Raw genomic sequence first — 24,142 nt, 5'->3', positions numbered from 1 at the left:
CCGGACGGACCGGTTCACCGGACGTCCCACACCGCGAGACAAGCCGTCCGAAGGTCACGCAAAAGGGATCCTCGAGCGCCCGCCACGCGATGCACGACCGCTCAGTACGGGTGCACGCCCACCGGACTGGCCGGCGGCGGCCCGTACCCTTCCGCGATCCGCTGGTGGTAGGTCTCGCGGTCGATGACCTCCAGACCCACGATCTCCCAGGGCGGCAGGCCCGCGCTCTGGCGGTGCTCACCCCACAGGCGCAGCGCGACGGCGGCCGCGTCGTGCAGGTCGCGGGCCTCCTCCCAGTACCGGATCTCGGCGTGGTCGTTGGCGTAGCGGCTGGTCAGCAGGAAGGGGTGGTCGTGGGCGAGCTGCTCGAGGGCGCGCCGGACCTCCTTCAGGGGGGCCTCCTCGCCGGAGACGCTGAGGGTGACGTGCCACAGCCGGGGCAGTTCCCCGGGCTTCTCGGCCTCCTCACCTCCGGCCAGCTCGCCGGTCGCGACGCTGGTCAGGGCGCGCTCCTCCCCCGGGGCCCGGGATCCTGCCGCTCGGGAGGAGGCACCGCCGATCCCACCGCCGGACGCCGCCGCCCCAGGGCGTACTCGTCTCACGACGGCCTCCTTCGTCCACGGTCGAGCGGCCACGGCGAGCAGCGCTCGTTCGGAATATGTCCCTGAGACAAAGTTGAGCAGCCCGCAAGCAGTTCTGTGGCGCTTTTGCGGAACGTCCACCTCAGGGCGACGACTTCACCGGGGCGTTCACCCTGTTTTCGGACGGCCCCCGCACGAAGCCGGTTGCGGCCCCTGCCGGAAAACGGTCACGTCCCCTGCCGACAGACCGGTTACGACCCTCGCCGGGAGGCCGGTCACGACCCTCGCCGGGAGCCCGGTTACGACCCTCGCCGGGAGTGCCCGGTTACGGCCCCCGCCCAGAAGCCCGTTCCGCCCCCGCCCGGCGCCCCGGTCACGGCTCCAGCAGCACCAGATCGTCCCGGTGCACGACCTCACGCTCGTAGGCCGCCCCCAGCTCCCGCGCCAGCTCCCGCGTGGACCGCCCGATGAGCTGCGGGATCTCCTTGGCGTCGAAGCTGACGAGTCCGCGCGCCACCGCGCGCCCGGCCCCGTCCCGCAGCTCGACCGGGTCCCCGGCGCTGAACTCACCCTCCACGGCCGCGATCCCGGCCGGCAGCAGCGACTTGCGGCGCTCCACGACCGCCCGCACCGCGCCGTCGTCCAAGGTCAGCGAGCCCTGCGGAGTGGACGCGTGCTGGAGCCACAGCAGCCGGTCGGCTGACCGCTTGCCGGTGGCGTGGAAGTAGGTGCCGGTGTCCCGCCCCGACAGCGCCTCGGCTGCGTGCACCGCGCTGGTCAGCACCACGGGGATGCCCGCGGCGGCCGCGATCCGGGCGGCCTCGACCTTGGTGACCATGCCGCCGGTGCCGACCCCGGCCTTGCCCGCGCTGCCGATCTCCACACCGGAGAGATCGGCCGGCCCCCGTACCTCCGCTATCCGCGAGGTCCCCGGCTTGCTGGGGTCGCCGTCGTAGACGCCGTCCACGTCGGACAGGAGGACCAGCAGATCGGCGCGGACCAGGTGGGCGACGAGCGCGGCGAGCCGGTCGTTGTCACCGAAGCGGATCTCGTCCGTGGCAACGGTGTCGTTCTCGTTGACGACCGGCAGGGCGCCCATCGCGAGGAGCTTGTCGAAGGTGCGGGAGGCGTTGCGGTGGTGCGCGCGGCGGCTCATGTCGTCGGAGGTGAGCAGCACCTGGCCGACGCGGACGCCGTAGCGGGCGAAGGAGGCGGTGTAGCGGGCGACGAGGAGGCCCTGGCCGACGCTGGCGGCGGCCTGCTGGCGGGCCAGGTCCTTGGGGCGGCGGCGCAGTCCGAGCGGGGCGAGTCCGGCCGCAATGGCTCCGGAGGAAACGAGAACAATCTCACGTTCTCCGCCGCTGCGGCTCTTGGCGAGGACGTCGACGAGGGCGTCCACCCGGTCCGCGTCGAGCCCTCCGGAGGCCGTCGTGAGGGACGAGGAACCCACCTTGACGACGACCCTGCGCGCCTCGGTCACGGCCTGCCTTGCGCCTGTCACCTGCTGTTCCGTCCCCTCGCACGTCGACTGCACCGCAATCTACGCGAAGGGCGCGGTCCGCCGCGCGGCGGTCCGGAGGCCGGACACCGGGACGGTGGTGATCCGCTCACGCTGTGCGTCCGGCGAAAAGGTTGTACGGGTTGCTTATAGAAGTGAAAGAAGTATCAAACTTAATATGACCTTTGTGTCAACGACTGTTCCCCCCGCGCGGCGCATCCTCCTCAGATCGGGGAAGAGCCCCTTCGACGTCGTCCCCGTGGAAGAAGCCCTCCACCGCGACGTCATCGCCACCAACTCCGGCAACCTGATCTTCAGCGACGCCACCCACAAGATCCTTGAGCTCCCGGGCACCGAGGTCGTGTCCAACGGCATCCGGACGAACGTGCAGGCCGCCGGGAGGATCAACGAGCAGTACGACGCCTTCGTCGTGCCGCTCGCCAACGCGTTCCGCCCCTCGTTCGAGCCCCAGCTCAAGCGCCTCACGCAGCTCATCACCCGGCTGAGGATCCCGGTGGTCGTGGTCGGCGTCGGCGCCCAGACCGGGCTCTCCTACGACCCGGCGCGGCTGAAGCCGATGGAGCCCGCCGTACGGGCGTTCGTCTCGGCGGTGCTCGACAAGAGCGCCTCGATCGGCGTGCGCGGCGAGTTCACCGAGAAGTACCTCAAGGACATGGGCTTCCGGGACGTCGAGGTCATCGGCTGCCCGTCGATGTTCATGTACGGCAAGGACCTCGACATCACCAAGCGGGCCCCGGAGCTCACCGCCGAGTCCCGGGTCGCGATCAACGGCTCGCACAGCGCCGTGCAGACCCAGGGCCTGGACCGGGTCATCACCGACGCCCACGCGCGCTACCCGCACCTGCGCTACATCGGCCAGAACCTCAGCGACGCGGTCCAGCTGCACTGGCGGGACGTGTCCGGCCCCAACGGCAAGATCACGGCGATGCCGACGCACCCGAGCCACCCGATGTACCAGGAGGGCAAGGCCCGCGTCTACATCGACCCGATCACCTGGATCGACGATCTGCGCGAGTTCGACTTCTCCTTCGGCTCCCGCATCCACGGCAACATCGCGGCGCTGCTGGCCGGCACCCCCGCGACCGTGCTGTGCGGTGACTCGCGGACGCTGGAGCTGTGCCGGTACTTCGACATCCCGCACCACCGGATCGACCAGCTCGCCAAGGGCGAGACGGTGGACCCGGCGAAGCTGTACGCGGAGGCCGACTTCGGCGCGCTGATCGGCGGCCACTCCGAGCGGTTCGAGCGGTTCACGTCGTTCCTGGACCGCAACGGCCTGCGGAACACCTTCACGCACGGTGACGGCGGCGCCGCGTTCGAGAAGCGGATGCGCTCGTTGTCCTTCCCGGCCGGCATCGGCCCGTGGAACGACGCCGACCCGGTCGCCATGGCCACCCGCTTCGGCTGGCTGCAGAACCGGATCAGCAAGCTGACCGAGGACAACGCCAAGCTCAAGCGGGAACTGGCGCAGAGCGGCAGCAAGGCGACGGCGTCCCCCGCCGCTCCCGTGCCGTCGTCCGTCTACCGCCGGGCCCGCCGCGTGGTCCGCCCGCTGCGCAAGGCGCTCCAGTCCGGCCGCCAGTAAAAGCACCCTGGTCCGGCCCCCGGTAGAAGGACCCCGGTCCGGCCGTCAGTGACAGGCGACGGACGTCAGTAACACACCGTCACTCCAAGGTCTCCGGACGACACCCGCGTGTCGTCCGGAGGCAGGCGCGCGTTAACCCGGACGCACCCCTGCGCCGACCTTGGAGTGACCGCAGTGCCCCTACCCCTCCCCCGCATCCGGATCCCGGTCAAGGTGCTCCCGGCCGCGGCCCTGGCCGCCGCCTTCTGTGCCCAGGCCGTGGCAGCCCTGCGCCCGCACATCCCGCTGCTGATCGCCGCGACGGCCATCTCGCTCGCCGCCGAGGGCGTCCTGTACCGCTGGCAGCGCGGCATGCTGTCGGTCTTCGCCAAGTCGCAGATGGACATCACCGTGCGCCATGTGGTGCGGGACCTGCTGCTGGTGGTCGCCCTGCTCCGGCTCGGCGGACAGGACCGGGAGTCGTCGTACGCCCCGCTCGTGGCCGGTCTGCTCGCCTTCTACGCGCTGCACTGCCTGATCCAGGCGGTCTCGGTCCTGGTCCGCCGCACCCGCACCCTGCCGGTGGTGACCCGGAACATCGACGCCTCCGCCCTGCGCCTGTCCCCCGCCCCGCCCCTGCTGCTGCGCCGCCCCGGCCCGCGCCTGCTGGTCCACGGCCTGCCCGCGACGGCCGGCCTGCTCACCACGGCGGCCGTCGCCGACCCGCGCGCCGCGGCCCTCGGCATCGCCCTCTCCCTTGGCCTCGCCGTGCTGGGCCTGTCCGACCTGCTGCTCCGGCTGCTGCCGGGCCGCCGCCCGGTCGGCGAGCGGCAGGCCCTGGAGTGGCTCGACCGGTGGCTCGCGGAGTACCGCCCCACCGTCGGCCTGTACTTCTCCGGCGGCACCTCCTCGGCGTACCAGGCGAACATGTGGCTGGAACCGCTGGCGAAGCTGGACGGGCGGCCGGTGATCGTGCTGCGCGAGCGGTTCATGGTCCAGAAGCTCGCCGCGACCGACGTACCCGTCATCTGTCTGCCGAAGGTCTCCACACTGATGCGGCTGGAGCAGTCCACGCTCCAGGTCCTCATCCACCCCTCGAACTCCGGCAAGACCTCCCAGGTGCTGCGCATCCCGACGCTGAAGCACACCTTCGTCAACCACGGGGAGAGCGACAAGCTGTCCTCCTGCAACCCGTACGCGAAGGCCTACGACGAGGTGTGGGTGGCCGGACCCGCGGCGCGCGAGCGGTACGCGCAGGCCGAGGTGGGCGTCGAGGACAAGGACGTGGTGGAGATCGGCCGCCCCCAACTGGACGCCGTACGGCCGTACTCGGGCCCGCCGACCGGACGGTTCACGTCCGTCCTGTACGCGCCCACCTGGGAGGGCTGGGACGGCAACCCCGGGAACACCTCGGTGATCGAGGCCGGCGAGAACGTCGTACGGGCGCTGCTGGCGGATCCGGGCGTCCGGCTGCTGTACAAGCCGCATCCGCTGACCGGCTCGGTCGATCCGCGGGCCGGGGCGGCCGATCTGCGGATCCGGGAGCTGATCCGGGCCGCGAACCGGGAGCGTTCGGGGCCGCGGCCCACGGACGACGGGGAACTCGACCGGCGTACGGCGGAGTTGGACCGGCTCACCGTGACCGCGTTCCGCGGCGGCGCCGACCAGGTCGAGCGGATGCTGGCGCAGTCGACGCCCGAGCCGGGGCGGGCCGAGGCGGTGGCCGCGGCCACGGCCGCCTGGGAGGAGGCCTACTGGGGCGCGCTGCCGGAATGGGAGCACCAGGTCGTGCTGGGCCCCCGGCCCACGCTGTTCTCCTGCTTCAACCGCTGCGACCTGCTGATCAGCGATGTCTCCAGCGTGGTCAGCGACTTCCTGGCGAGCGGGAAGCCGTACGCCGTGGCGAACACCAGCGGCCTCGCGGAGGACGTCTACCGCAAGACCTTCCCGACCGTGCGGGCGGCGACCGTGCTGGCGCCGGACGCGGCCGGGGTGCCCGCGCTGCTGGAGTCGGTGCGGGATCCCGAGAAGGACGAACTGGTACGGGAGCGCGCCGAGTTGAAGCGGCATCTGCTGGGCCCGGACGAACCGACCGCTCAGGAGCGCTTCAACGCGGCCGTACGGAAGCTCGGTTCGGCCGCCGAGGAGCGCCGGGCCCGGCTGGTCCCGGAGCAGCGCCTCAGCGAGTCGCCGGTGCGGGGCGCCGGACCGTCCGCCGCAGCGTCCGTCGCGCCTTCCGCAGCACCCGGCGCATGAAGTAGTCGGTGCCGCCCTCGCGGTAGCCGGGGACGCCCCGGGCCTCCCGGGGCTCGGCGAGGTACACGGAGTCCGGGATCCCGGCCTCGGCGTCCCGGAAGTACGGATACGCCAGGTAGACCCGGCGGCCCTTCTTCTCCAGGAGGGCCGTCGGCTGCTTCTTGGCCTTGGTGAACCTCAGGACCTCCAGCAGGCGTTCGGCCTGCCGGCCGGCCACCAGATGCAGCCGCAGCCGCTCCTCGACCTTCAGCCGCTGGGACACGCCCTCGTTCCAGTGCGCGGCCAGCAGCGGGGCCGCCAGTTCGAGCTTGTGCCGCCGGATCTTCTCGCTGTCCTTGAGGAACTTCGGGCCGAACTGCGGCAGCAGCGTGACGACGAAGGGGCGGACCATGAGCACATCGCGCTTGGGGCCCGGCGGGACCATCTCCGAGATCAGGTTCATCAGGGCGCGCGCGGAGTCGAAGCGCAGGGTGTAACTCCCGCTCTTCGTCACGTGCTTGCCGTCCTCGCGGCCGACCAGGTAGTAGCAGGTGTAGTCGGCGACCACCGAGACGCCGTCGGCCCGCAGATAAGCCTCCATCGTGAACAGCGCGTCCTCGCCGGTCCACAGGGACTCGTCGAAGCGCATCGCGTGCCGGGTCAGCAGCTCGCGCCGGAACAGCTTCTGCGCGCTCAGCGTGAACTTGATGTTGGAGGAGTACACATCGGTGCGCTCCAGCGTCCGGCCCCACATCGACTGCGGCGGATTGCGGTTGACGCCCTCGACCCGGCCGAGGACCACGTCCGTGCCGTTGCGGTCGGCCATCGCGACCATCCGCTCCAGGGCCTCGGGGCCGAGCCGGTCGTCGGCGTCGAGGAAGAAGACGTACCGCCCGGCGGCCTTGCCGAGGCCCACGTTGCGCGGGCCGCTGGGCCCGCCGGAGTTCTCCTGCCGGATCACCGTCACCGGCATGGGGGCGCGGGCCGCGAACTCCTCCAGGTACTCGCCCGTACCGTCGGACGAGCCGTCGTCCACCGCGATGACCTCGACGCGCCCCGGGTCGATGGTCTGCGCCTCGACGGACGCCAGGCACTCGACCAGGTACGGCATCGCTTCGTACGCCCCGATGACGACGCTCACATCAGGCTGCGTCACGGTCACGTTTCCCCCTAGTAAACGGAAGGTTTTCTCCCGTATCTCCTTTTCGCTACCTAGAAGACGGTTCGATGAGGGCGGCGGTTGCCCCCCGGCTATCGTTTAGTGACTCACGTCACAGTACGTTCCCGGTGTGAAAAGCGTTCGACCCCCGGGGAGTTGGACTCCCAGGGGGCCGAATCAGAAGGAATCGAGGGCGTCAGCCGGCCAGCTCCGGCGACTCCGCCGCCTCGGTCGACGCGATCCGCGCCTCCTGGCCGAGGTTGCGGGTCTCCGCCTTCAGGGAGAGGTTCGACACCGCGGTGTTGAACTGGTCGATGGAGGTCGGCTCGTCCGGGCCCAGCAGGTACTGTTTCAGCTCGCCGCGGTCCTCGGCCAGCGGGTCGGCGGCGGGGTCGCGGACGGCGTCCAGCAGCCCGCCCAGCTCGGCCGCGCTGTTGGTGAGGATCACCGCCGCGCGCACCGCGGTGTTCTGCCGCTTGAACTCCTCCTCGCCCAGCTCGCCGGAGTCCGTCACCGCGTACGGCTTGCCGCTCGCGATGAAGTCGGAGACCACGCTGGAGATGTCGGAGACCATCGCGTCGGAGACGTTGAAGCAGTCGTACAGACGCGGCTCGGCACCGGTGATGACGCGGTGCTCGTGGGCGCCGAAGGAACGCCAGTAGGCGTCGTTCCACTCGGCGCGCAGCCGGGCGACCTCCTCGTGCCGGGCCACGTCGACCAGGCCGTCGCGGGTGGCCTCGGCCTCGTCACCGCGGTCCTTGCCGTTGCCGGCCAGCTCGGCGAGGCGGGCCTCGATCCGGGTCAGCTCGGCCTTGGCGGCCGTCTGCGCGGCGGGGTCGACGGCGAACCGCCGGTCGGCGACCCGCTCGGCGCCGGCCTTCTCCACCAGAGCGGTGATCCGCAGGTGGGCGGCCTTGGCCTCGGCGCTGACGGTGCCGGTGAACGGGTGCGGCTTGTACAGCACGCGGACCGGGGGATCGGCCGTGACCAGGCGCTTCACGATGTTCTCGCCGGCCAGCACGATCGAGGTGTTGCCCGGGTTGCCGTCCCAGCCCTCCCAGGTGGGCGCGTACAGCACGGTCGGCATCCGGCCCTCGGGGACGCCCTGCCAGGTCTGGATCGGCGCCAGCTGCGGACGGCCGACCTCGACGATGTCGTCGTCGCGGACGCCGACGTCGGCTATGGCGTACCGGTCGCGGCCCGCGCGGCCCGCGGTCCACACCTCGTCGTACACCTTGCTGAACGGGTTGACGCTGGCCAGCTTGTCGCTGTCACCGTGGCCGATGAAGACGTGCTTCATGGTGGGGACGCGCAGCAGGTGGATGTTCTTGCCGACGTTGGCCGCGTACAGCGCGACCCGCACCGTCGTCAGGTCCAGGTTCATCAGGTGCACCCCTCCGGGCACGCAGATGACGGGGACCGTGGTCGGCGCCAGGTTGTTCAGGATGACCCGTTCGCGCAGGATGATCAGCGGCCTGGAGTCCAGCTGCTCCATCGTCTCCAGCCACATGTTGACCTGGTACGCGGAGTCCTTGGAGCCGGAGAAGTACAGCACGGTCTCCGGGCGGTACTCGGCCAGCCAGTCGTCCATGGCGGCCAGCACGGTGTCCGCGTTCGGCGGGATCTTGGCGCCGCGGACGTACGGCACCAGCGCGAGGACGTAGAGGCAGCCGAGGAACAGGGTGACGGCGATGCCGATGAACCCGGCCAGGGGCTCGTCGAGGAAGGCCGAGACCAGCACGCCGATGACGGCGAACAGATCCAGGTGGAGCATCTTCTCGGCGGAGCGGTGCAGCAGTACCTGCGGCGGCGCGTCGGGGATGCGGATCCGCGAGGCGAGGTCGATGTTGCGGGTGGCGACCGGCATCCGGCGGCGGTTGCGGATCAGCGTGACCAGGGCGCCGTGCGGGGCCTGGAGGCCGTAGAAGGCGATGAAGCCGGCGACCGCGGCGTAGAAGACCAGGTTGTCCGAGAGGTCCAGCCGGGCCAGCAGCAGGACCAGCAGCAGCTGTCGGATCAGGAAGCGGATCGACAGTCCTGCGCGCACCTTGCTCAGGCGGTTGACCAGGTAGCTGCCCTTGCGGTGCAGATAGTGGTCAGCCAGGTACGTCACGGCCGCCGCGGCCGCGAAGGCGGGAACGCTCGGGACGAGCGCGGCCACCATGAGGCAGGGGAAGCCCAGCATCACGAGGACCGCCGCGGCCAGCTCGGCCGCGCTGCCCACCCGGGCGACGCGTATAGCGGTGGAGATCACGGATAAACCTGCTCTGGGAGGGGTTGCCGGTCTTGAGGAAGGTCTCGCTGCACGAGAGGCCGAAGGACTCAGGCCCCTGTGAATTCTTCGTGAATGAAGAAACGCAGAGGCCTGAATTCCGTAAGGCTATTGTCAGTTGATTATGCCACGCCGTCCTGGCGGTCCAGCACACTGGCCAGCGCCTGCTCGAAGCCGGAGGCCTGGCCCGCGGCGGCCGTCGGGTCCTGCTGGCGGACGTCGATGACATGGCCGGTCAGCTCGGACAGCAGCACGTCGAGCGAGGTGCGTGCGACCGCCTCGGAGGAGAGCAGGCTGCCCGAGGGCTCCTGGCCGAAGGCCTTGGTGCGCATGGGCGTGGCGGTGCGCTCGGGGTTGATGCAGTTGACCCGGATGCCGTCGCCGGCCCACTCGTCGGAGAGCGCCTGGGTGAGGTTGACCATGGCGGCCTTGGTGGAGGAGTACAGGCTGTACTCGGCACGGCCGCGGGTGTAGCTGCTGGAGGTGTACAGCAGCAGCTGGCCGTTGGTCTCCGCGAGGTACTTGTACGAGGAGCGGGCGATCTGCACCGGCGCGAGGTAGTTGACCTTCAGCGCCTCCTCGATGGTGGCGTTGTCGGTCTCGGCCAGCTTGCCGATGCGCAGCACGCCGGCGGTGTTGACGACGTAGTCGATGCGGCCCGTCTCGGCGTAGGCCTTGGACAGCGCGTCGTCGACCTCCTCCGGGTTCTCCACGTGGGTGCCGGTGGTGGAGCGGCCCAGGGCGTAGACCTTGGAGCCGTAGGACTCGGCCAGCTCGGCGATGTCCTTGCCGATGCCGTAGGAGCCGCCGAAGACGACGACGGTCTTGCCGGTCAGCAGCTCGCGGTAGGCCTCCTCCGAGACCTGCTCGGGGGCGGCGGTGGAGGCCAGCTGGAACAGCTTGTCGGCGATGAAGACGTCGACGGGCTGGGTGACCTTCATGTTGTACTCGTCACCCGCGACGACGTGGATCGGCACGTCCGGCAGGTACTTCAGTACGACCGAGCAGTCGTCGGTGGCCTGGAAGTTCGGGTCGCCGGCCGCGACCTCGTAGGCCCGCTTGATCGTGGACAGCTTGAAGGCCTGCGGCGTCTGGCCGCGGCGCAGCCGGGAGCGGTCCGGGATCTCGGTGATGAACTCGCCGTCCTCACCGTGGGTGCGGGTCACGATGATGGTGTCCGCGGACGGGATCGCGACGTCGACGGCCTGGTAGCGCTCCAGGGCGACGACACAGTCGTCGATCACACGGCGTGACAGCAGCGGGCGCACGGCGTCGTGGAAGAGGACGTTCAGGTCCTCACCCTCGGCCAGGCCCTCACCGAGGGCGGAGATCGCGCGCTCGGTGGTCTCGTTGCGGGTGGACCCACCCTCGATGATCTTCTTGACCTTGGTGAACCCCGCCTTGGCCACGATCTTCTCGATGTCGGGGACGTAGCCCGGCGCCATCAGCACGATGACGTCGTCGATCGAGTCGGCCTTCTCGAAGGTGGTCAGGGTGTGCTCGATGACTGCCTTGCCGGCGATCTTCAGCAGCTGCTTGGGGATCGAGAGACCCACACGCTGACCGGTACCACCGGCCAGGATCACTGCGGTGGTACGGGGCTTGGCTATGTGCTGGGACACAGGTGACCTACCTTGTGGCGACTGGGAACTTGGAAATGGTCCCACTTCCGGTTACCGCAGTGCAAGGTGAGCGTCCTCCGCCGCATATGTGCGCGCAACCTGTCATTCACCTTGCACTCCTGGTGACGGTCCGGAAAGGGTCCATGGTTCCCGTGGAATTGCTGTGAGTAACCGCACAGGTCAGCGGCGGCGCAGCTTCTTCAGGCAGCGGTGGCCGAGCACCTTCACGAGTTCCTTGGACGACGTCTGGTGAACCGTCCGCGCCTGCACGGGCACGGTGTTCCGGATCGGCGCCGCGGCGGCCGCGGCGAGGGCGCCGTACAGCGCCTGCGCGGCGACCTCGGGATCGATGCGCGGCCTGGCCCCGGCCGGGTCCACGGACTTCGGTACGGTGGACAGCAGGGCCGGGTCGCCCAGCACCCGCACTCCCATCGCGGCGATCCGCTGCGCCATCTCGGCGCCGATCCCGGCGGCGGCCTCGGCGGCCCATCGCGGGGTGCTGATCTTCACGTCGTCGGGGCCCGGCGCGCACGCATTCTTCATATGCATGATGGCGCCATATCGGATGAGCTGCGAATAAAGTTCCTCGGGCAGCTCATTCCCGCGGAATTCCACATTAAGATTCCGCAGCATTTCGGTCTCGGCGAGGGTGAGTGACCGGTTCGCGGTGTCCGGAACCTCCTGGAGCAGATTCTCCGGGAGTCCGAGCAGCGCCTCGAAGGTGCGCATCAGGCCACCGCGGTCCCGGTCGTCGACCACCACGACGGTCACCCGCTCGGCGCCGACCACCCGCACCCACCGCTCGACCAGCCGGTCATGCCGGTGCCGGCGCCAGAAACTGGGGTTGGGCTTCTCGTACGGCGGCTTCCTGAGCATGTGCTCGAGCCAGCTCTCGTAGCCCATGCGCAGGCCGTTCTGCACGTACTGCTGCCACTGCGAGGGCATGATCTTCGCCAGCGGACGCAGGGTGACCAGGACGTGCACCCGGTCGCCGCCCAGGTCCTCGACGATCCGCGCGATGGTCTCGTCGTCGGGGGCGTCGGCGAAGAACTCGCTGCTGATCACCGAGGTGCGCCGGCCGGTGGCGGCGACCTGGTCGACCAGCGTCTCCCAGTGCCGGTCGGTGGGCTTGCTGTTGCCCAGCATCCCCGGGCGGGCGCAGACCGCGAGGGCGGCCGACATGGGGTGCCTGCTGGTGCCCGGGAAGTCGACGCCGTGCCCGGCCATCACGTCCTTGGCCGCGAACAGGGCGCCCTGGATCGAGGTGGTCCCGGTCTTGTGCGGTCCGATGTGCAGCAGCCGTGTCCCGGCCGGCAGCGGGGTGAGCGCGCTGTTGGCCGGGACTTCATCTCTCGTACAGTCCGTCTCCATGGTCAGAGGACGGTAAGACCTGTACCTGAGGGTTGGCTAAGAGCGGGATGGGACAGTGATGAGCGCCACTACGCGAGCTCGACGCCCGGCCGTCCCGGCTCTACCCGCAGCTTGGCCAGCGTGCTCGGCACCGCCGTCGGCTGCCGCACCGTGTCCACCACCCTGACCTGCGCGTCGATGCCGTCGCGGCGGATGTCGAAGAGGTGGTAGCCGCGGTGGGCGTCCAGCAGCTTCCAGTGCGGGTTGTCCGCCCGGCGCGGGTCCCACTCCCGGCGGAACGCCTCCTGGTCCTGGTCGCCGTTGGAGGAGATCGACGTGCCGACGAACTCGGCGCCCACGACGGCGGACTCCGGGTCCGCGAAGTCCTCCTTGAGATCGCTGATCATCGTCAGGTGCCGGTCACCGGTGAGCACGACCGGGTTGCGGACGCCGCGGAACTCCTGGAGGAACTGGTTGCGCTCGGCCTGGTAGCCGTCCCAGGCGTCGTAGAACCACTGCTTGCCCTCGCCGACCAGCAGATCGGTCTCGGCCATCATGATCTGCGAGGCGATCAGGTTCCAGCGGGCGGGCGAGTCCTTCAGCCCGTCCAGCAGCCACTGCTTCTGCGCGGCGCCGAGCATGGTGAGCGAGGGGTCCATGGCCCCGGCCTGGGTGGTCGCCTGGTCGCTGCGGTACTGGCGGGTGTCGAGCACGTTGAGCCGGGCGAGCCGGCCGAACTCCAGGCGGCGGTACATCCGGATGTGCGGTCCGTTCGGCACGGCCGTGGCGCGCACCGGCATGTGCTCGTAGTACGCCTGGTAGGCCGCGGTGAGCCGGGCCACGAAGGCGTCGTGCGGCTGCTTGGCCGGGTCCTGCGGGATCTCGCCCGCGAAGTCGTTGTCCACCTCGTGGTCGTCGAAGGTCACCACGAAGGCGGCGCCCGCGTGCATCGCCGCGAGGTCCGGGTCCGAGCGGTACTGGGCGTACCGGTTGCGGTACTGCTCCAGGGTGTACGGCTCCCCCGCCCCCTCGTGCTTGCGCAGCGCGGTCGCCGAGGGCACCGACTCGTACATGTAGTCCCCGACGAACAGCACGACGTCGGGGTCCTGGTCCAGCATGTCGGCGTACGGCGTGAAGTACCCGTGCTGCCAGTTCTGGCAGGAGGCCAGGGCGAAGCGCACATCGCCGCCGGAGCTGAAGGGGTGGGGCGCGGTACGGGTGCGGCCCACGGGCGAGATACGGCCGCCGGCGCGGAAGCGGTACCAGTAGCGGCGACCGGGGCGCAGCCCTCGTACGTCCACGTGGACGCTGTGCCCGTACTCGGGCCGGGCCTGGGCGGTGCCGCGGCGCGCGACCTTGCGGAACCGCTCGTCCTCCGCGAGCTCCCACTGCACCGGCACGACCGCGTCCGGCATGCCGCCGCCGTTCAGCGGGTCCGGGGCGAGCCGGGTCCACAGCACGATGCCGTCCGGCAGCGGGTCGCCGGAGGCCACGCCGAGGCTGAACACGCCCTCGGGCAGGGAGGTTTCGGCGGCGCGGGCGGTGGCGGGCAGCCACAGCTGGGCGGAGGCGGCGGCACCGAGCACGGCGGCGCCGGCCGTCAGGAAGCGGCGCCGGTCGGGCGATCCCGCGGTGGCCCTCACTTCGGCCTCGGCCTCGGTCCTCGCTTCGGCCTCGGCCTCGGTCCTCGCTTCGGTCATCGGCGAACTCCCTTGCGTCGCGGGCCCTTTGGACAACTGGAAGCTCACGCTCCCGGCGGGTCCGCGCGCTGAATCTCAGGGATCGCGTGCATGACAACCAGGCAGACAACGGGGGCCCCGTTGCGGCACGGGAACAACACGGCGAACGTGTCCTTGCCGCAACGGGTCCCGGGGACCTCTCAGGCGCCGGCGGTCAGTTGGGGAAGTGCTCCCCGAGCCGCCCGTTGTCGGCGACCGTGCCGAGGGTGCCCGCGCCGAAGAGGAAGGACCCCTGGTTCGTGACGCCGGCCAACAGCCGCGTGCGGAACACCCACACGGCGCCGTCCCAGCCGTTCTCGCCGTAGGCCCCCACGACCGGTTCCGCCCGGCCGTCACCGTTGCCGTCCACCAGGTCGAAGCCCCAGCCGAACCGGTCCCCCGCCTCCGGGGCACCCGGCACACCGGCGGTCTGCTGGCTCAGGACCCGGGTGCGGGCACCCGTCGGCCCGTCCGCTCCGCCGGGGACGACGGCGATGGAGCCCACCTCGCTCACCGTGTCGATCGCCTCGAAGGGGTTGCCCACCAGGATGTCGCCGTAGCCGTCGCCGTCCACGTCTCCGACGGTCAGCTCGTTGCCGAAGGTGTCCCCCGGCTCCTGTGAGCCGGGCACGCCAGGGGTGTCCTGGTCGATCACCCGGGTCGCGGTGGTGTCCGGGCCGTTCTCGGTGCCGAAGGAGATCTCGACCGTGTAGTCGCCGTTGACGAGGTCGGCCCGGCCGTCGCCGTTGAGGTCGCCGAGCGCCAGGTCGAAGCCCTGGGCGTCCACGGGGACACCGTGGGCGTCCTTGAGCTCGGTGGGCGCCGCCAGGCCGTCGGCGCCGCCCCGGAGGTAGCGCAGGACGTACCGCGGGTCCCTGTCGTCCAGGTGGGAGTCGATGACGCGCGTGACGACGTCGGTGATGCCGTCGCCGTCCACGTCACCGGCCACCACCTCGTGCGCCGTCTCGCTCGCGCCGACGAGCCCGGGGTCCTGGACGGACGTGGGGCTGCCGTCCCGCCCGAAGGGACCGAACTCCACCCGGTCCCTGCGGATCAGATCCTGGTGCCCGTCACCGTTGAAGTCACCGGAGGCGAGGTCGCTGTCCTGGTACGACTTGATGCCCACGGCCGACAGGGCCGTCCCGGAGGCGAAGCCGCCCGAGCCGCCCCACAGCACGGTCACCCTGGCCCGGCGTTCCTCGCCGCCGGCCGTCCAGCGCTCACCGAGGGCCGTCACCAGCAGATCGGTGTACCCGTCCCCGTCCAGGTCCGCGGAGTCGAGGCCGGACCCGAAGTGGTCGTACTTCTCGGAGGCGCCGGGGACACCGGGCGAGGCCTGCGAATAGACCTGCCGGGTCGAGGTCTTCAGCCCGCTCGCGGAGCCGTACACCACGGCGACATAGCCGGCCCCGGCCCGCCCCTGCACCGTTGCGCTCGCGGCGCTGACGGCCAGGTCCTCGTACCCGTCGCCGTTGAAGTCCTGCCGCACGCTCTGCGCGGCGGAGGCGGATCCGGCTGCGGCGGGCCCTGCGAAGGCGGGTCCGGCAGAGGCGGTCGGCAGGGCCACGGCCCCGGTGGCGGCCAGGGCCACGGCGAGGCCGGTGCGCCAGGTTCTGCGCTGCTTGCTCATCTCAGTTCTCCTGTACGGCCGAGTGGGAGGAAGGGGCGGTGGGAGGAAGAGGTCAGTTCGTCGGGAACGCGGATCCCAGCCAGCCCTCCCGCGCGACCGTGCCCAGGGCACTCGCGCCGAAGCTGAAGGAACCCTTGGCCGTGACCCCGGTGGAGGTGGAGCGGAGCACCCAGACGGCGCCTGCGTGGTCGTTCTCCGGGTACGCCGCCACGACGGGCTCCGCGCGGCCGTCGCCGTTGCCGTCGACGAGGTGGACGATGCCGCCGAAGCGGTCGCCCTTCTCCGCCGTGCCGGGGACGTCCGCGCTGTTCTGGTGGAAACCCCTGGCGCCGGCACCGGTGAGCCCGTCCGGCCCGCCGAGCACGACGACGACGGAGCCCGCGGAATTGCCCAGGAAGCCCATCGAGGCGAGGTTCTCGCCCGGGAGGCCGGCGAGAACGTCCCCGTAGCCGTCCCGATTGACGTCCCCGATCGCGAGGGCACGACCGAGGCTGTCCTCCGTCTCCTGGGTGCCGGGGACTCCGGGCGTGTCCTGGTCGATGACCCGGGGCGCGGTGGTGGTGCCCGGACCGTCCGCGGTGCCGTCGAAGACCGTGAGCGAGTTGCGGCCGAGGACGAGGTCGGCGCGGCCGTCGCCGTTGAGGTCGCCGAGTTCCAGGGTGGAGTCCAGCGGATCGACGAACCGGCCCTGCGCGTCCTTCAGGGTGACCGGCGCCGCCAGCCCGTCGCCGCCGCCGCGCACATAGTGCAGGCGGAAGATGTACCGATCGTGTTCGTCCAGTCCGCCGACGGAGCGCGTGACCAGATCGGTGATGCCGTCGCCGTCCACGTCACCGGCCGACACCTCGGCCATCGTCAGGCCCTCGCCCACGAGTTCCGCGTCGTCCTGGACCGAGGCCGGGCGCCCGTCACGCGTGAAGGGGCCGAACTCCGCGCGGCTCTTCTGCGCCAGGTCCTGTCGGCCGTCGCCGTCGAAGTCACCGGTGACGGTCACACCGCCCTGGTACCGGCCGTCGCCGACCGCGGGCAGGACGGTTCCGGAGCCGAGGCCGGAGCGACCGCCCCACAGCACCGTCCGGTTGCCCTCACGGCCGATGCCGTCCCGCTGCCAGAACTCCCTGGCCGCCTCGACCACCAGGTCGGTGTATCCGTCCCCGTCCAGGTCGGCGGCGGTAAGGCTGTGCCCGAACCGGTCGCCGCCCTCGGGGACACCGGGGACGCCGGCCGTCGCCTGCGAGTACACCTTCCGGACCGAGGGGTTGAGTCCGCCGGCGGACCCGTAGAGCACGGCGACGTACCCGGCCCCGGCCTTACCGCTCACCGTCGCGTACGGAGCGGCGACCGCCAGGTCCTCGTACCCGTCCCCGTTGAAGTCCTGCCGCACGCTCACCGGGGTGGTGGCGGCAGCGGGCCGGGCATGGGCGACCGGCAGCGCGGTCACGCCTCCCGCCAGTAGGGCGATGGCGACCACAACGGTCCGCCGCATGCTGCGCGAAACGGGCTTGGGCACGTCGACTCCGGGAATCGGCTGGGCGGTTGAGCGTGGCCGAGGACCAAGATCCTCAGCCACGCGCCCAGTACGACTCACCACCCCGACGCTTGGTTGCCCTGCCGTACGCCCCAGCTTTCCCCGGAGTTAACCCTCGCGGGGATCGCAGGAGCCGCCGTCAGCCCTTCGAAGGAACCGTCAGCCCTCGAAGCGATTGAAGGCCGTCAGCCCTCGAAGCGATCGAAGGCCGTCAGCCCTCAAATCGATCCAGGGACCGTCAGCCCTCGAAGGGATCGAAGTCGTCGAACTCCCGCTCGTGCTCGTCCCGTTCGGCCTGCTTGTCCCGGCGACGCTGGGCCGCGGGTCGCGGTGCCTCGAACCGGTGGTCCTCACCGCGCCGGCCGAGCATCTCCGCACCGGCCATGACGGTCGGCTCCCAGTCGAAGACGACCGCGTTCTCCTCGGGTCCGATGGCGACACCGTCGCCCGAGCGGGCGCCCGCCTTCATCAACTCCTCCTCGACACCGAGGCGGTTGAGCCGGTCGGCGAGATAGCCGACGGCCTCGTCGTTGTTGAAGTCGGTCTGCCGCACCCAGCGCTCCGGCTTCTCGCCGCGCACCCGGAACAGGCCGTCGTCCTCGCGTACGACGGTGAAGCCCGCGTCGTCCACGGCCTTGGGCCGGATGACGATCCGCGTCGCCTCCTCCTTCGGCTTCGCGGCCCGCGCCCTGCCGACCAGGTCGGCCAGCGCGAAGGACAGCTCCTTCAGCCCGAGATGCGCGACCGCGGACACCTCGAAGACGCGGTAGCCCCGCTCCTCCAGGTCCGGCCGCACCATCTCGGCGAGGTCCTTGCCGTCCGGTACGTCGATCTTGTTCAGGACGACGATCCGCGGCCGGTTGTCGAGGCCGCCGTACTCCCTCAGCTCCGCCTCGATGATGTCCAGGTCGGAGACGGGGTCGCGCTCGGACTCCAGCGTCGCCGTGTCCAGGACGTGCACCAGCACGCTGCACCGCTCCACATGCCGCAGGAACTCCAGGCCGAGGCCCTTGCCCTGGCTGGCGCCCGGGATCAGACCCGGCACGTCGGCGATGGTGTACACGGTCGAACCGGCGGTGACGACACCGAGGTTCGGCACCAGCGTGGTGAAGGGGTAGTCGGCGATCTTCGGCTTGGCGGCGCTGAGCACGGAGATCAGCGAGGACTTGCCGGCGCTCGGGTAGCCCACCAGCGCCACGTCGGCGACGGTCTTCAGCTCCAGCACGATGTCCTGGAGGTCCCCCGGCACACCGAGCAGCGCGAAGCCGGGCGCCTTGCGGCGGGCGGAGGCGAGGGCCGCGTTGCCCAGACCGCCCCGGCCGCCCTGCGCGGCGACGTACGAGGTGCCGTGGCCGACCAGGTCGGCGAGGACGTTGCCCGCCTTGTCCAGCACGACGGTGCCGTCCGGCACCGGAAGGATCAGGTCCTGCCCGTCCTTGCCCGACCGGTTGCCGCCCTCGCCGGGCTTGCCGTTGGTCGCCTTGCGGTGCGGGGAGTGGTGGTAGTCCAGCAGCGTGGTCACGGACTGGTCGACGGTGAGGATCACATCGCCGCCGCGCCCGCCGTTGCCGCCGTCGGGGCCGCCGAGCGGCTTGAACTTCTCACGGTGGACGGAGGCACAGCCGTGACCTCCGTTACCCGCGGCGACATGCAGCTCGACGCGGTCCACGAAGGTGGTCATGGTGTGTGCCTCCAGAAAGTACGGGTTTACCTATGTCAACACGCGAAAGGCGGACCCGCCTTCCCGACCGGGAAGTGAGGTCCGCCTCGCGAAAAGCTTCCGATCAGGCGACCGGAACGATGTTCACGACCTTGCGGCCACGGTGGGTGCCGAACTGCACCGCACCGGCGTTCAGCGCGAACAGCGTGTCGTCGCCGCCACGGCCGACGCCCGAGCCGGGGTGGAAGTGGGTGCCGCGCTGGCGGACCAGGATCTCACCCGCGCTGACGACCTGACCGCCGTAACGCTTCACGCCGAGGCGCTGAGCGTTGGAGTCACGACCGTTACGGGTGGACGATGCGCCCTTCTTGTGTGCCATCTCTCCTCAGTCCCTTACTTCGCAGCCGCGGGGATCTCAGTGACCTTGATCGCCGTGTACTGCTGGCGGTGGCCCTGACGACGGCGGTAGCCGGTCTTGTTCTTGTAGCGAAGGATGTCGATCTTGACGCCCTTGTGGTGGTCCACGACCTCGGCCTGAACCTTGATACCGGCCAGCACCCACGGGTCGCTGGTCACGGAGTCGCCGTCGACAACGAGCAGGGTCGAGAGCTCGACCGTGTCGCCAACCTTGGCAGTGGAAATCTTGTCAACCTCAACGATGTCGCCGACAGCAACCTTGTGCTGGCGACCACCGCTGCGCACGATGGCGTACACGCGGATCTCACTCTCTCGCTCGGGAACGGCACCCCCGCAGTCCAGCCGCCCGCACAGGGCGAACGGCCTCTCCCGGCCACGCATGCCCGGGAGGAAGAGGTTTACGGGGATGTGGCACGTCAGTGGACATGCCGACGGTCAAGGTTACGGGGCGGCGGCCGAACGGGTCAAACCGGGCCGGGCCCCGCGGGTGTGCGGCTGATCACTCGGCCGCACACCCCGGGTACCGCTCAGCCCTCGTCGGTGGAGGCCGAGACGGAGGGCAGCGTCTGCTGCGCCGCCGCCGCGGTCTTCTTCGACGTCGACTTCTTGGCGGCCGTGGCGGTCTTGGCCGCCTTCTTGGCCGTCGTCTTCTTGGCGGCCGTCTTCTTGGCCGCGGTCTTCTTGGTGGCGGCCTTCTTCGCCGTCGCCTTCTTCGCCGTCTTGCGCGCGGCCGCCTTCTTGGCCGGAGCGGCCTCCTCCTCGGCCGCCTCTTCCGTTACGGCGGTCCCGTCGGCCGGGGCCTCCTCCGCGACCGCCGGGACGACCACGACGGCCGCCTCCTCGGACGCGGTGGGCGCGGTGGCCTTGCGCACGGCACGGCGCCGCGGACGGGCCGGGGCGGCGGGCTCGGCGACCGGCTCCGCGGGCGCCTCGGCGACCGGCGCGGGCGCCGGCGCCTCCTCGCTGCTGACGGTCACCACGGCGGCCTCGGCCCCCTCCGGCGAACCGGCGGGCGCGGTGGCCTTACGGGTGGCGCGCCGACGCGTACGGCCCTTCGGCGCGGCCTCCTCGGTCGCGGCGGCCGGGGTCTGCACGACCGCGTCCTCCACGGCGGCGGGCGCGGCCTTCGCCTCGGCGGCCGACTCCGGCTGCACCGGACGCTCGACCTCCTCGGCGACGGTGACGTCCTGAGCGGTCGGCACCTCGGCCTGCACCGCCTGGGACTTCACAGCCTCCGTCTTCGGCGCCCCGGCCGGGGCAGACGCGCGACGGCTCGCCCGGCGCCGGGAACGACCGCCGCGGGAGACCGAGGCCTCCGCCTCGGCGACGCTGCTGTACAGCTCCTCGTCCGGCGCGAACTCCGGCGCGGGCAGCGCGACCGGCTCGGCGACCTCGGCCGCGACCTCGGCGGCGGTCTCCGATCCGAACGGCTCGACAAGCTCGACCGGCTCGACCGGCTCGACGGTCTCCACGGCGCTCGCCGCGGCCTCGTGCTCGTGCTCACCGCCACGCCCGCGCTTCTTGCGCTTGCCGCCGCCCCCGACAGCCGTCGGCTGCTCCATGTGGACGATGACACCGCGGCCGTTGCAGTGGACGCAGGTCTCGGAGAACGACTCCAGCAGACCCTGGCCGACCCGCTTGCGGGTCATCTGCACCAGACCCAGCGAGGTGACCTCGGCGACCTGGTGCTTCGTACGGTCCCGGCCCAGGCACTCCAGCAGGCGCCGCAGCACCAGGTCCCGGTTGGACTCCAGCACCATGTCGATGAAGTCGATGACGATGATGCCGCCGAGGTCGCGCAGCCGCAGCTGACGCACGATCTCCTCGGCCGCCTCCAGGTTGTTCCTGGTGACCGTCTCCTCGAGGTTGCCGCCCTGCCCGGTGAACTTGCCGGTGTTGACGTCGACGACGACCATCGCCTCGGTCCGGTCGATCACCAGCGAACCGCCGCTGGGCAGCCAGACCTTGCGGTCCAGCGCCTTGGCGAGCTGCTCGTCGATCCGGTACGTGGCGAAGACGTCGACCTCGGAGGTCCACCTCTGCAGCCGCTCGGCGAGGTCCGGGGCGACGTGGGAGACGTACCCGTGGATCGTCGACCAGGCGTCGTCACCGCTGACGATGACCTTGGAGAAGTCCTCGTTGAAGATGTCCCGGACGACCCGGACGGTCATGTCCGGCTCGCCGTAGAGCAGCGTCGGGGCGTTGCCGCTCTTGGCCTTCTTCTGGATGTCCTCCCACTGCGCCTGCAGCCGCTCGACGTCCCGGCGCAGCTCGTCCTCGCTCGCGCCCTCGGCGGCGGTGCGCACGATGACGCCCGCGTCCTCGGGGACGATCTTCTTGAGGATGGTCTTCAGCCGCGCCCGCTCGGTGTCGGGCAGCTTGCGGCTGATGCCGGTCATGGAGCCCTCGGGGACGTACACGAGGTAGCGGCCCGGGAGCGAGACCTGGCTGGTCAGGCGTGCGCCCTTGTGTCCGATCGGGTCCTTCGTCACCTGGACGAGCACGGACTGGCCGGACTTGAGGGCGGACTCGATGCGGCGCGGCCCGTTGGCCATGCCGAGCGCCTCGAAGTTGACCTCACCGGCGTACAGGACGGCGTTGCGCCCCTTGCCGATGTCGATGAAGGCGGCCTCCATCGACGGCAGGACGTTCTGCACCTTGCCCAGGTAGACGTTGCCGACGTACGAGGTCGACTGCTCCTTGTTGACGTAGTGCTCCACGAGCACGTTGTCCTCGAGGACGCCGATCTGCGTACGGTCGCCGTGCTGCCGGACGACCATCACGCGCTCGACGGCCTCACGGCGGGCCAGGAACTCGGCCTCGGTGATGATCGGGACGCGGCGTCGGCCCTGCTCACGGCCTTCCCGGCGGCGCTGCTTCTTGGCCTCCAGCCGGGTCGAGCCCTTGATGGACTGCACCTCGTCGGACGGCCCGGCCTTCGCCCGCGGCTCGCGCACCTTCACGACGGTGCGCTCCGGGTCGTCGGCGGACGCCTCGCCCTCGCCCGCGGAGTCTCCGGCCCTACGGCGACGGCGGCGCCGGCGGCGGCTGCTGGAGCTCGAACCGCCGGGCTCCTCGCCCTGGTCGGCCTCCTCGGCGTCCTCTTCCTCCTGCTCGGCGGTGTCCTCGGCGTCCTGCGCGGCCTGCGCGGCGGCGGCCTCGTCGGACTCGTCGGCGGACTCGCCGCCCTCGGCGTCGGACTCGGCGGACTCACCGCGGCGACGGCGACGGCCACCGCGACGGCGGCGACGGCGCGCCCCGGTCTCCTCGGTCTCGTCGCCCTCGCCGGCGTCTTCGGCCGACTCCTCGGCCTCCTCCGGCTCGTCCTCGACCTCGGTCTCGGCGGTACGGGCCTCGGGCTCCTCCGCGGCGACGGCACCCCGGCGCCGGCGGCGACGGCGACCACCCGCCTGCTCCTCCGGGAACTCCTCGGTCTCCTCGGCCTCGGCCGGCTCGTCCGACGCCACGGCGGCGGCCTCGGCGGCGGCGCGCTCCGGAGTCTGGAACTGCGGCTCGGTGAAGACCGGCGGCTGGAAGACGGCGACGGCGGGCCGCGCCGGACGACGCGGGGTGTCGGCGTCCTCCTCGGCCTCTTCCTCGGCGGTGGGGCGCGCGGGCGCGGAGAAGCCGGTGGCGGCCTTGCGGACGACACGGCGCCGGCGCCGGGGGGCTGCGTCCTCGGCGGGCTGCCCGGCCTCGGCGGCGGGGGCCTCGGTCTCGGTCGGCTTGCCCTCATCGGCAGGGGTCACGGTCGCCTCCACGTTCTCGGGCGCCCCGGAGGGCGCGGTCACGCGACGCGTGGCACGCCGACGGGTACGACGGGGGGCGACGTCCTCGGACGCGGCCGGGGTGTCTTCGGCGGGGGTGCCTTCGGCGGGGGTCTCTTCGGCAGCGGCTCCGACGGGGGCCTGCGCCGTCTCCACGGGCTCGGGAGCGACCACGGCTTCGGGGGCGGCGGCCTCGGGGGCGGCGGCGGGCGCGGTCACCTTGCGGGTCGCACGGCGACGCGTACGTCCCTTCGGCGCCGCGTCCTCGGCCGGCTCGGGGGCCTCGACCGGAGCGGCGGCCTCGTCGGGCTGCTCGACCTGGGCGGCGAGCGGCGCCGGCACCGGCTCCGGGGTGACGACCTCCGCCGCCCCGGGGGCACCGGCGGGCGCGGTCACCTTGCGGGTGGCGCGTCGGCGGGGGCGGCGCGGCGCGGCGTCCTCCACGGCGACGGCGGGCGAGCCTGCCTCGACGCCCTCGGTGGCGGGCGCGTTCTCCTCGGCGGAGCTGCTCGCGGGCACGATGGTCTCGGCGGCCTCGGCCGCGGCGGGCGCACCGGCGGGCGCGGACGCCCGGCGGACCACACGGCGACGCGTACGGCCGAGGGCGGGACCGTCGTCGGCCACGGCGACCGGGGCGGCCTCTTCGCCCGCCCCTTCCGTCTCTTCGGCCTCTGCCGTCTCCTCGGCCTCAGCGGTCTCTTCGACCGCGCTGACCTCGACGGTCTCCTCGGCCTCCGGAGTCACGGCGGCCACGGTCTCGTCGACCTCGGCCTTCTCGTCCGCGGCGCCCGGTATGGCCGGCGCGACCTCGGTCTCGGCGGAGGCGGCGGGCGCGACCGGCGGACCCGCCGGACGGGATGCGGCACGGCGCCGACGACGCGGCGGCAGGGTGTCGCTGGGTGTATTCGGTTCGGAACCCTCAGTGGGTTCGATCGGCTCGAGCATGCGGGCGTTTCTCCCGTCAGGCTCCCGGGCGCCGCGCCTGGTCCGGCGGTGTGCCGGTGACGTCCGCGGCTCGCGTCGTACGCGACTGCCGCCGTCCGGGGCGCGGGCGCCGCACGGGAGCTCTCTGTGTCCTGTCTCGCCGGTTCCGTACGCCGAATGCGCACGGCCTGGCGAA

15 protein-coding genes are annotated in these 24,142 nt (G+C 71.4%); 2 read left to right on the top strand and 13 right to left on the bottom strand.

Features of this window, described 5'->3' with window-relative positions:
* Nucleotides 1-101: 101 nt before the first annotated feature.
* Together AC068Z_RS22890 and proB are read right to left on the bottom strand one after the other, a co-directional pair.
* The gene (locus tag AC068Z_RS22890; protein WP_478558428.1) at nucleotides 102-602 is read right to left on the bottom strand and encodes a hypothetical protein; all 501 of its coding nucleotides are present in this window, start codon (nucleotides 600-602) and stop codon (nucleotides 102-104) included.
* Between the two features lie 352 nt (nucleotides 603-954).
* Nucleotides 955-2,082, bottom strand: coding sequence for a glutamate 5-kinase (gene proB, locus AC068Z_RS22885; RefSeq protein WP_478558425.1), 1,128 nt, complete (start codon nucleotides 2,080-2,082; stop codon nucleotides 955-957).
* A gap of 175 nt (nucleotides 2,083-2,257) precedes the next feature.
* Here proB and AC068Z_RS22880 point away from each other — a divergent pair, with 175 nt between their 5' ends.
* Nucleotides 2,258-3,685 carry a polysaccharide pyruvyl transferase family protein gene (locus AC068Z_RS22880; protein WP_478558422.1) on the top strand — a complete coding sequence of 476 codons (1,428 nt, stop codon included), beginning with the start codon at nucleotides 2,258-2,260 and terminating at the stop codon, nucleotides 3,683-3,685.
* Nucleotides 3,686-3,859: 174 nt separating this feature from the next.
* A complete protein-coding gene (locus AC068Z_RS22875; protein WP_478558419.1) occupies nucleotides 3,860-5,920 on the top strand; it encodes a hypothetical protein in 2,061 nt (686 codons plus the stop codon).
* On the opposite strand, the gene AC068Z_RS22870 is transcribed toward AC068Z_RS22875, so the two are convergent.
* The 11 genes from AC068Z_RS22870 to AC068Z_RS22820 all read right to left on the bottom strand — a co-directional run bounded on the left by AC068Z_RS22870 (nucleotide 5,844) and on the right by AC068Z_RS22820 (nucleotide 23,967).
* Nucleotides 5,844-7,061 carry a glycosyltransferase family 2 protein gene (locus tag AC068Z_RS22870; RefSeq protein ID WP_478558416.1) on the bottom strand — a complete coding sequence of 406 codons (1,218 nt, stop codon included), beginning with the start codon at nucleotides 7,059-7,061 and terminating at the stop codon, nucleotides 5,844-5,846. The two genes, AC068Z_RS22875 and AC068Z_RS22870, sit on opposite strands and share 77 nt — an antisense overlap.
* Nucleotides 7,062-7,254: 193 nt before the next feature.
* Nucleotides 7,255-9,312, bottom strand: coding sequence for a hypothetical protein (locus tag AC068Z_RS22865; protein WP_478558413.1), 2,058 nt, complete (start codon nucleotides 9,310-9,312; stop codon nucleotides 7,255-7,257).
* Nucleotides 9,313-9,452: 140 nt separating this feature from the next.
* Nucleotides 9,453-10,952 carry a D-ribitol-5-phosphate cytidylyltransferase gene (locus tag AC068Z_RS22860; protein ID WP_478558410.1) on the bottom strand — a complete coding sequence of 500 codons (1,500 nt, stop codon included), beginning with the start codon at nucleotides 10,950-10,952 and terminating at the stop codon, nucleotides 9,453-9,455.
* A 180-nt stretch (nucleotides 10,953-11,132) separates the two neighbouring features.
* Nucleotides 11,133-12,323, bottom strand: a complete 1,191-nt coding sequence (locus AC068Z_RS22855; protein ID WP_478558407.1) for a hypothetical protein — start codon at nucleotides 12,321-12,323, stop codon at nucleotides 11,133-11,135.
* 68 nt (nucleotides 12,324-12,391) lie between these two features.
* Nucleotides 12,392-14,002, bottom strand: a complete 1,611-nt coding sequence (locus AC068Z_RS22850; RefSeq protein WP_478558404.1) for an alkaline phosphatase D family protein — start codon at nucleotides 14,000-14,002, stop codon at nucleotides 12,392-12,394.
* 193 nt (nucleotides 14,003-14,195) lie between these two features.
* On the bottom strand, nucleotides 14,196-15,650 hold the full coding sequence (locus AC068Z_RS22845; RefSeq protein WP_478558401.1) for an FG-GAP repeat domain-containing protein: 1,455 nt from the start codon (nucleotides 15,648-15,650) through the stop codon (nucleotides 14,196-14,198).
* A 52-nt stretch (nucleotides 15,651-15,702) separates the two neighbouring features.
* Nucleotides 15,703-17,160 carry an FG-GAP repeat domain-containing protein gene (locus tag AC068Z_RS22840; RefSeq protein WP_478558398.1) on the bottom strand — a complete coding sequence of 486 codons (1,458 nt, stop codon included), beginning with the start codon at nucleotides 17,158-17,160 and terminating at the stop codon, nucleotides 15,703-15,705.
* Between the two features lie 256 nt (nucleotides 17,161-17,416).
* On the bottom strand, nucleotides 17,417-18,859 hold the full coding sequence (gene obgE, locus AC068Z_RS22835) for a GTPase ObgE (protein WP_478558395.1): 1,443 nt from the start codon (nucleotides 18,857-18,859) through the stop codon (nucleotides 17,417-17,419).
* 103 nt (nucleotides 18,860-18,962) lie between these two features.
* The gene (gene rpmA, locus AC068Z_RS22830) at nucleotides 18,963-19,217 is read right to left on the bottom strand and encodes a 50S ribosomal protein L27 (protein WP_478558392.1); all 255 of its coding nucleotides are present in this window, start codon (nucleotides 19,215-19,217) and stop codon (nucleotides 18,963-18,965) included.
* Nucleotides 19,218-19,231: 14 nt separating this feature from the next.
* Nucleotides 19,232-19,552, bottom strand: a complete 321-nt coding sequence (gene rplU, locus AC068Z_RS22825) for a 50S ribosomal protein L21 (RefSeq protein WP_041819941.1) — start codon at nucleotides 19,550-19,552, stop codon at nucleotides 19,232-19,234.
* 230 nt (nucleotides 19,553-19,782) lie between these two features.
* Nucleotides 19,783-23,967, bottom strand: coding sequence for an Rne/Rng family ribonuclease (locus AC068Z_RS22820; RefSeq protein WP_478558387.1), 4,185 nt, complete (start codon nucleotides 23,965-23,967; stop codon nucleotides 19,783-19,785).
* Nucleotides 23,968-24,142: the final 175 nt, after the last annotated feature.

The sequence above is a fragment of the Streptomyces sp. NPDC043726 genome (assembly GCF_056436565.1).
Note: the sequence above shows the minus strand (reverse complement) of the source record. Positions and strands in the feature narration are given on the sequence as shown.

Coding starts and splice junctions, on each gene's coding strand:
- AC068Z_RS22880 (WP_478558422.1), top strand. CDS start 2,258: ATGACCTTTGTGTCAACGACTGTTCCCCCCGCGCGGCGCATCCTCCTC.
- AC068Z_RS22855 (WP_478558407.1), bottom strand. CDS start 12,323: ATGGAGACGGACTGTACGAGAGATGAAGTCCCGGCCAACAGCGCGCTC.
- AC068Z_RS22850 (WP_478558404.1), bottom strand. CDS start 14,002: ATGACCGAAGCGAGGACCGAGGCCGAGGCCGAAGCGAGGACCGAGGCC.
- AC068Z_RS22845 (WP_478558401.1), bottom strand. CDS start 15,650: ATGAGCAAGCAGCGCAGAACCTGGCGCACCGGCCTCGCCGTGGCCCTG.
- obgE (WP_478558395.1), bottom strand. CDS start 18,859: ATGACCACCTTCGTGGACCGCGTCGAGCTGCATGTCGCCGCGGGTAAC.
- rpmA (WP_478558392.1), bottom strand. CDS start 19,217: ATGGCACACAAGAAGGGCGCATCGTCCACCCGTAACGGTCGTGACTCC.
- AC068Z_RS22820 (WP_478558387.1), bottom strand. CDS start 23,967: ATGCTCGAGCCGATCGAACCCACTGAGGGTTCCGAACCGAATACACCC.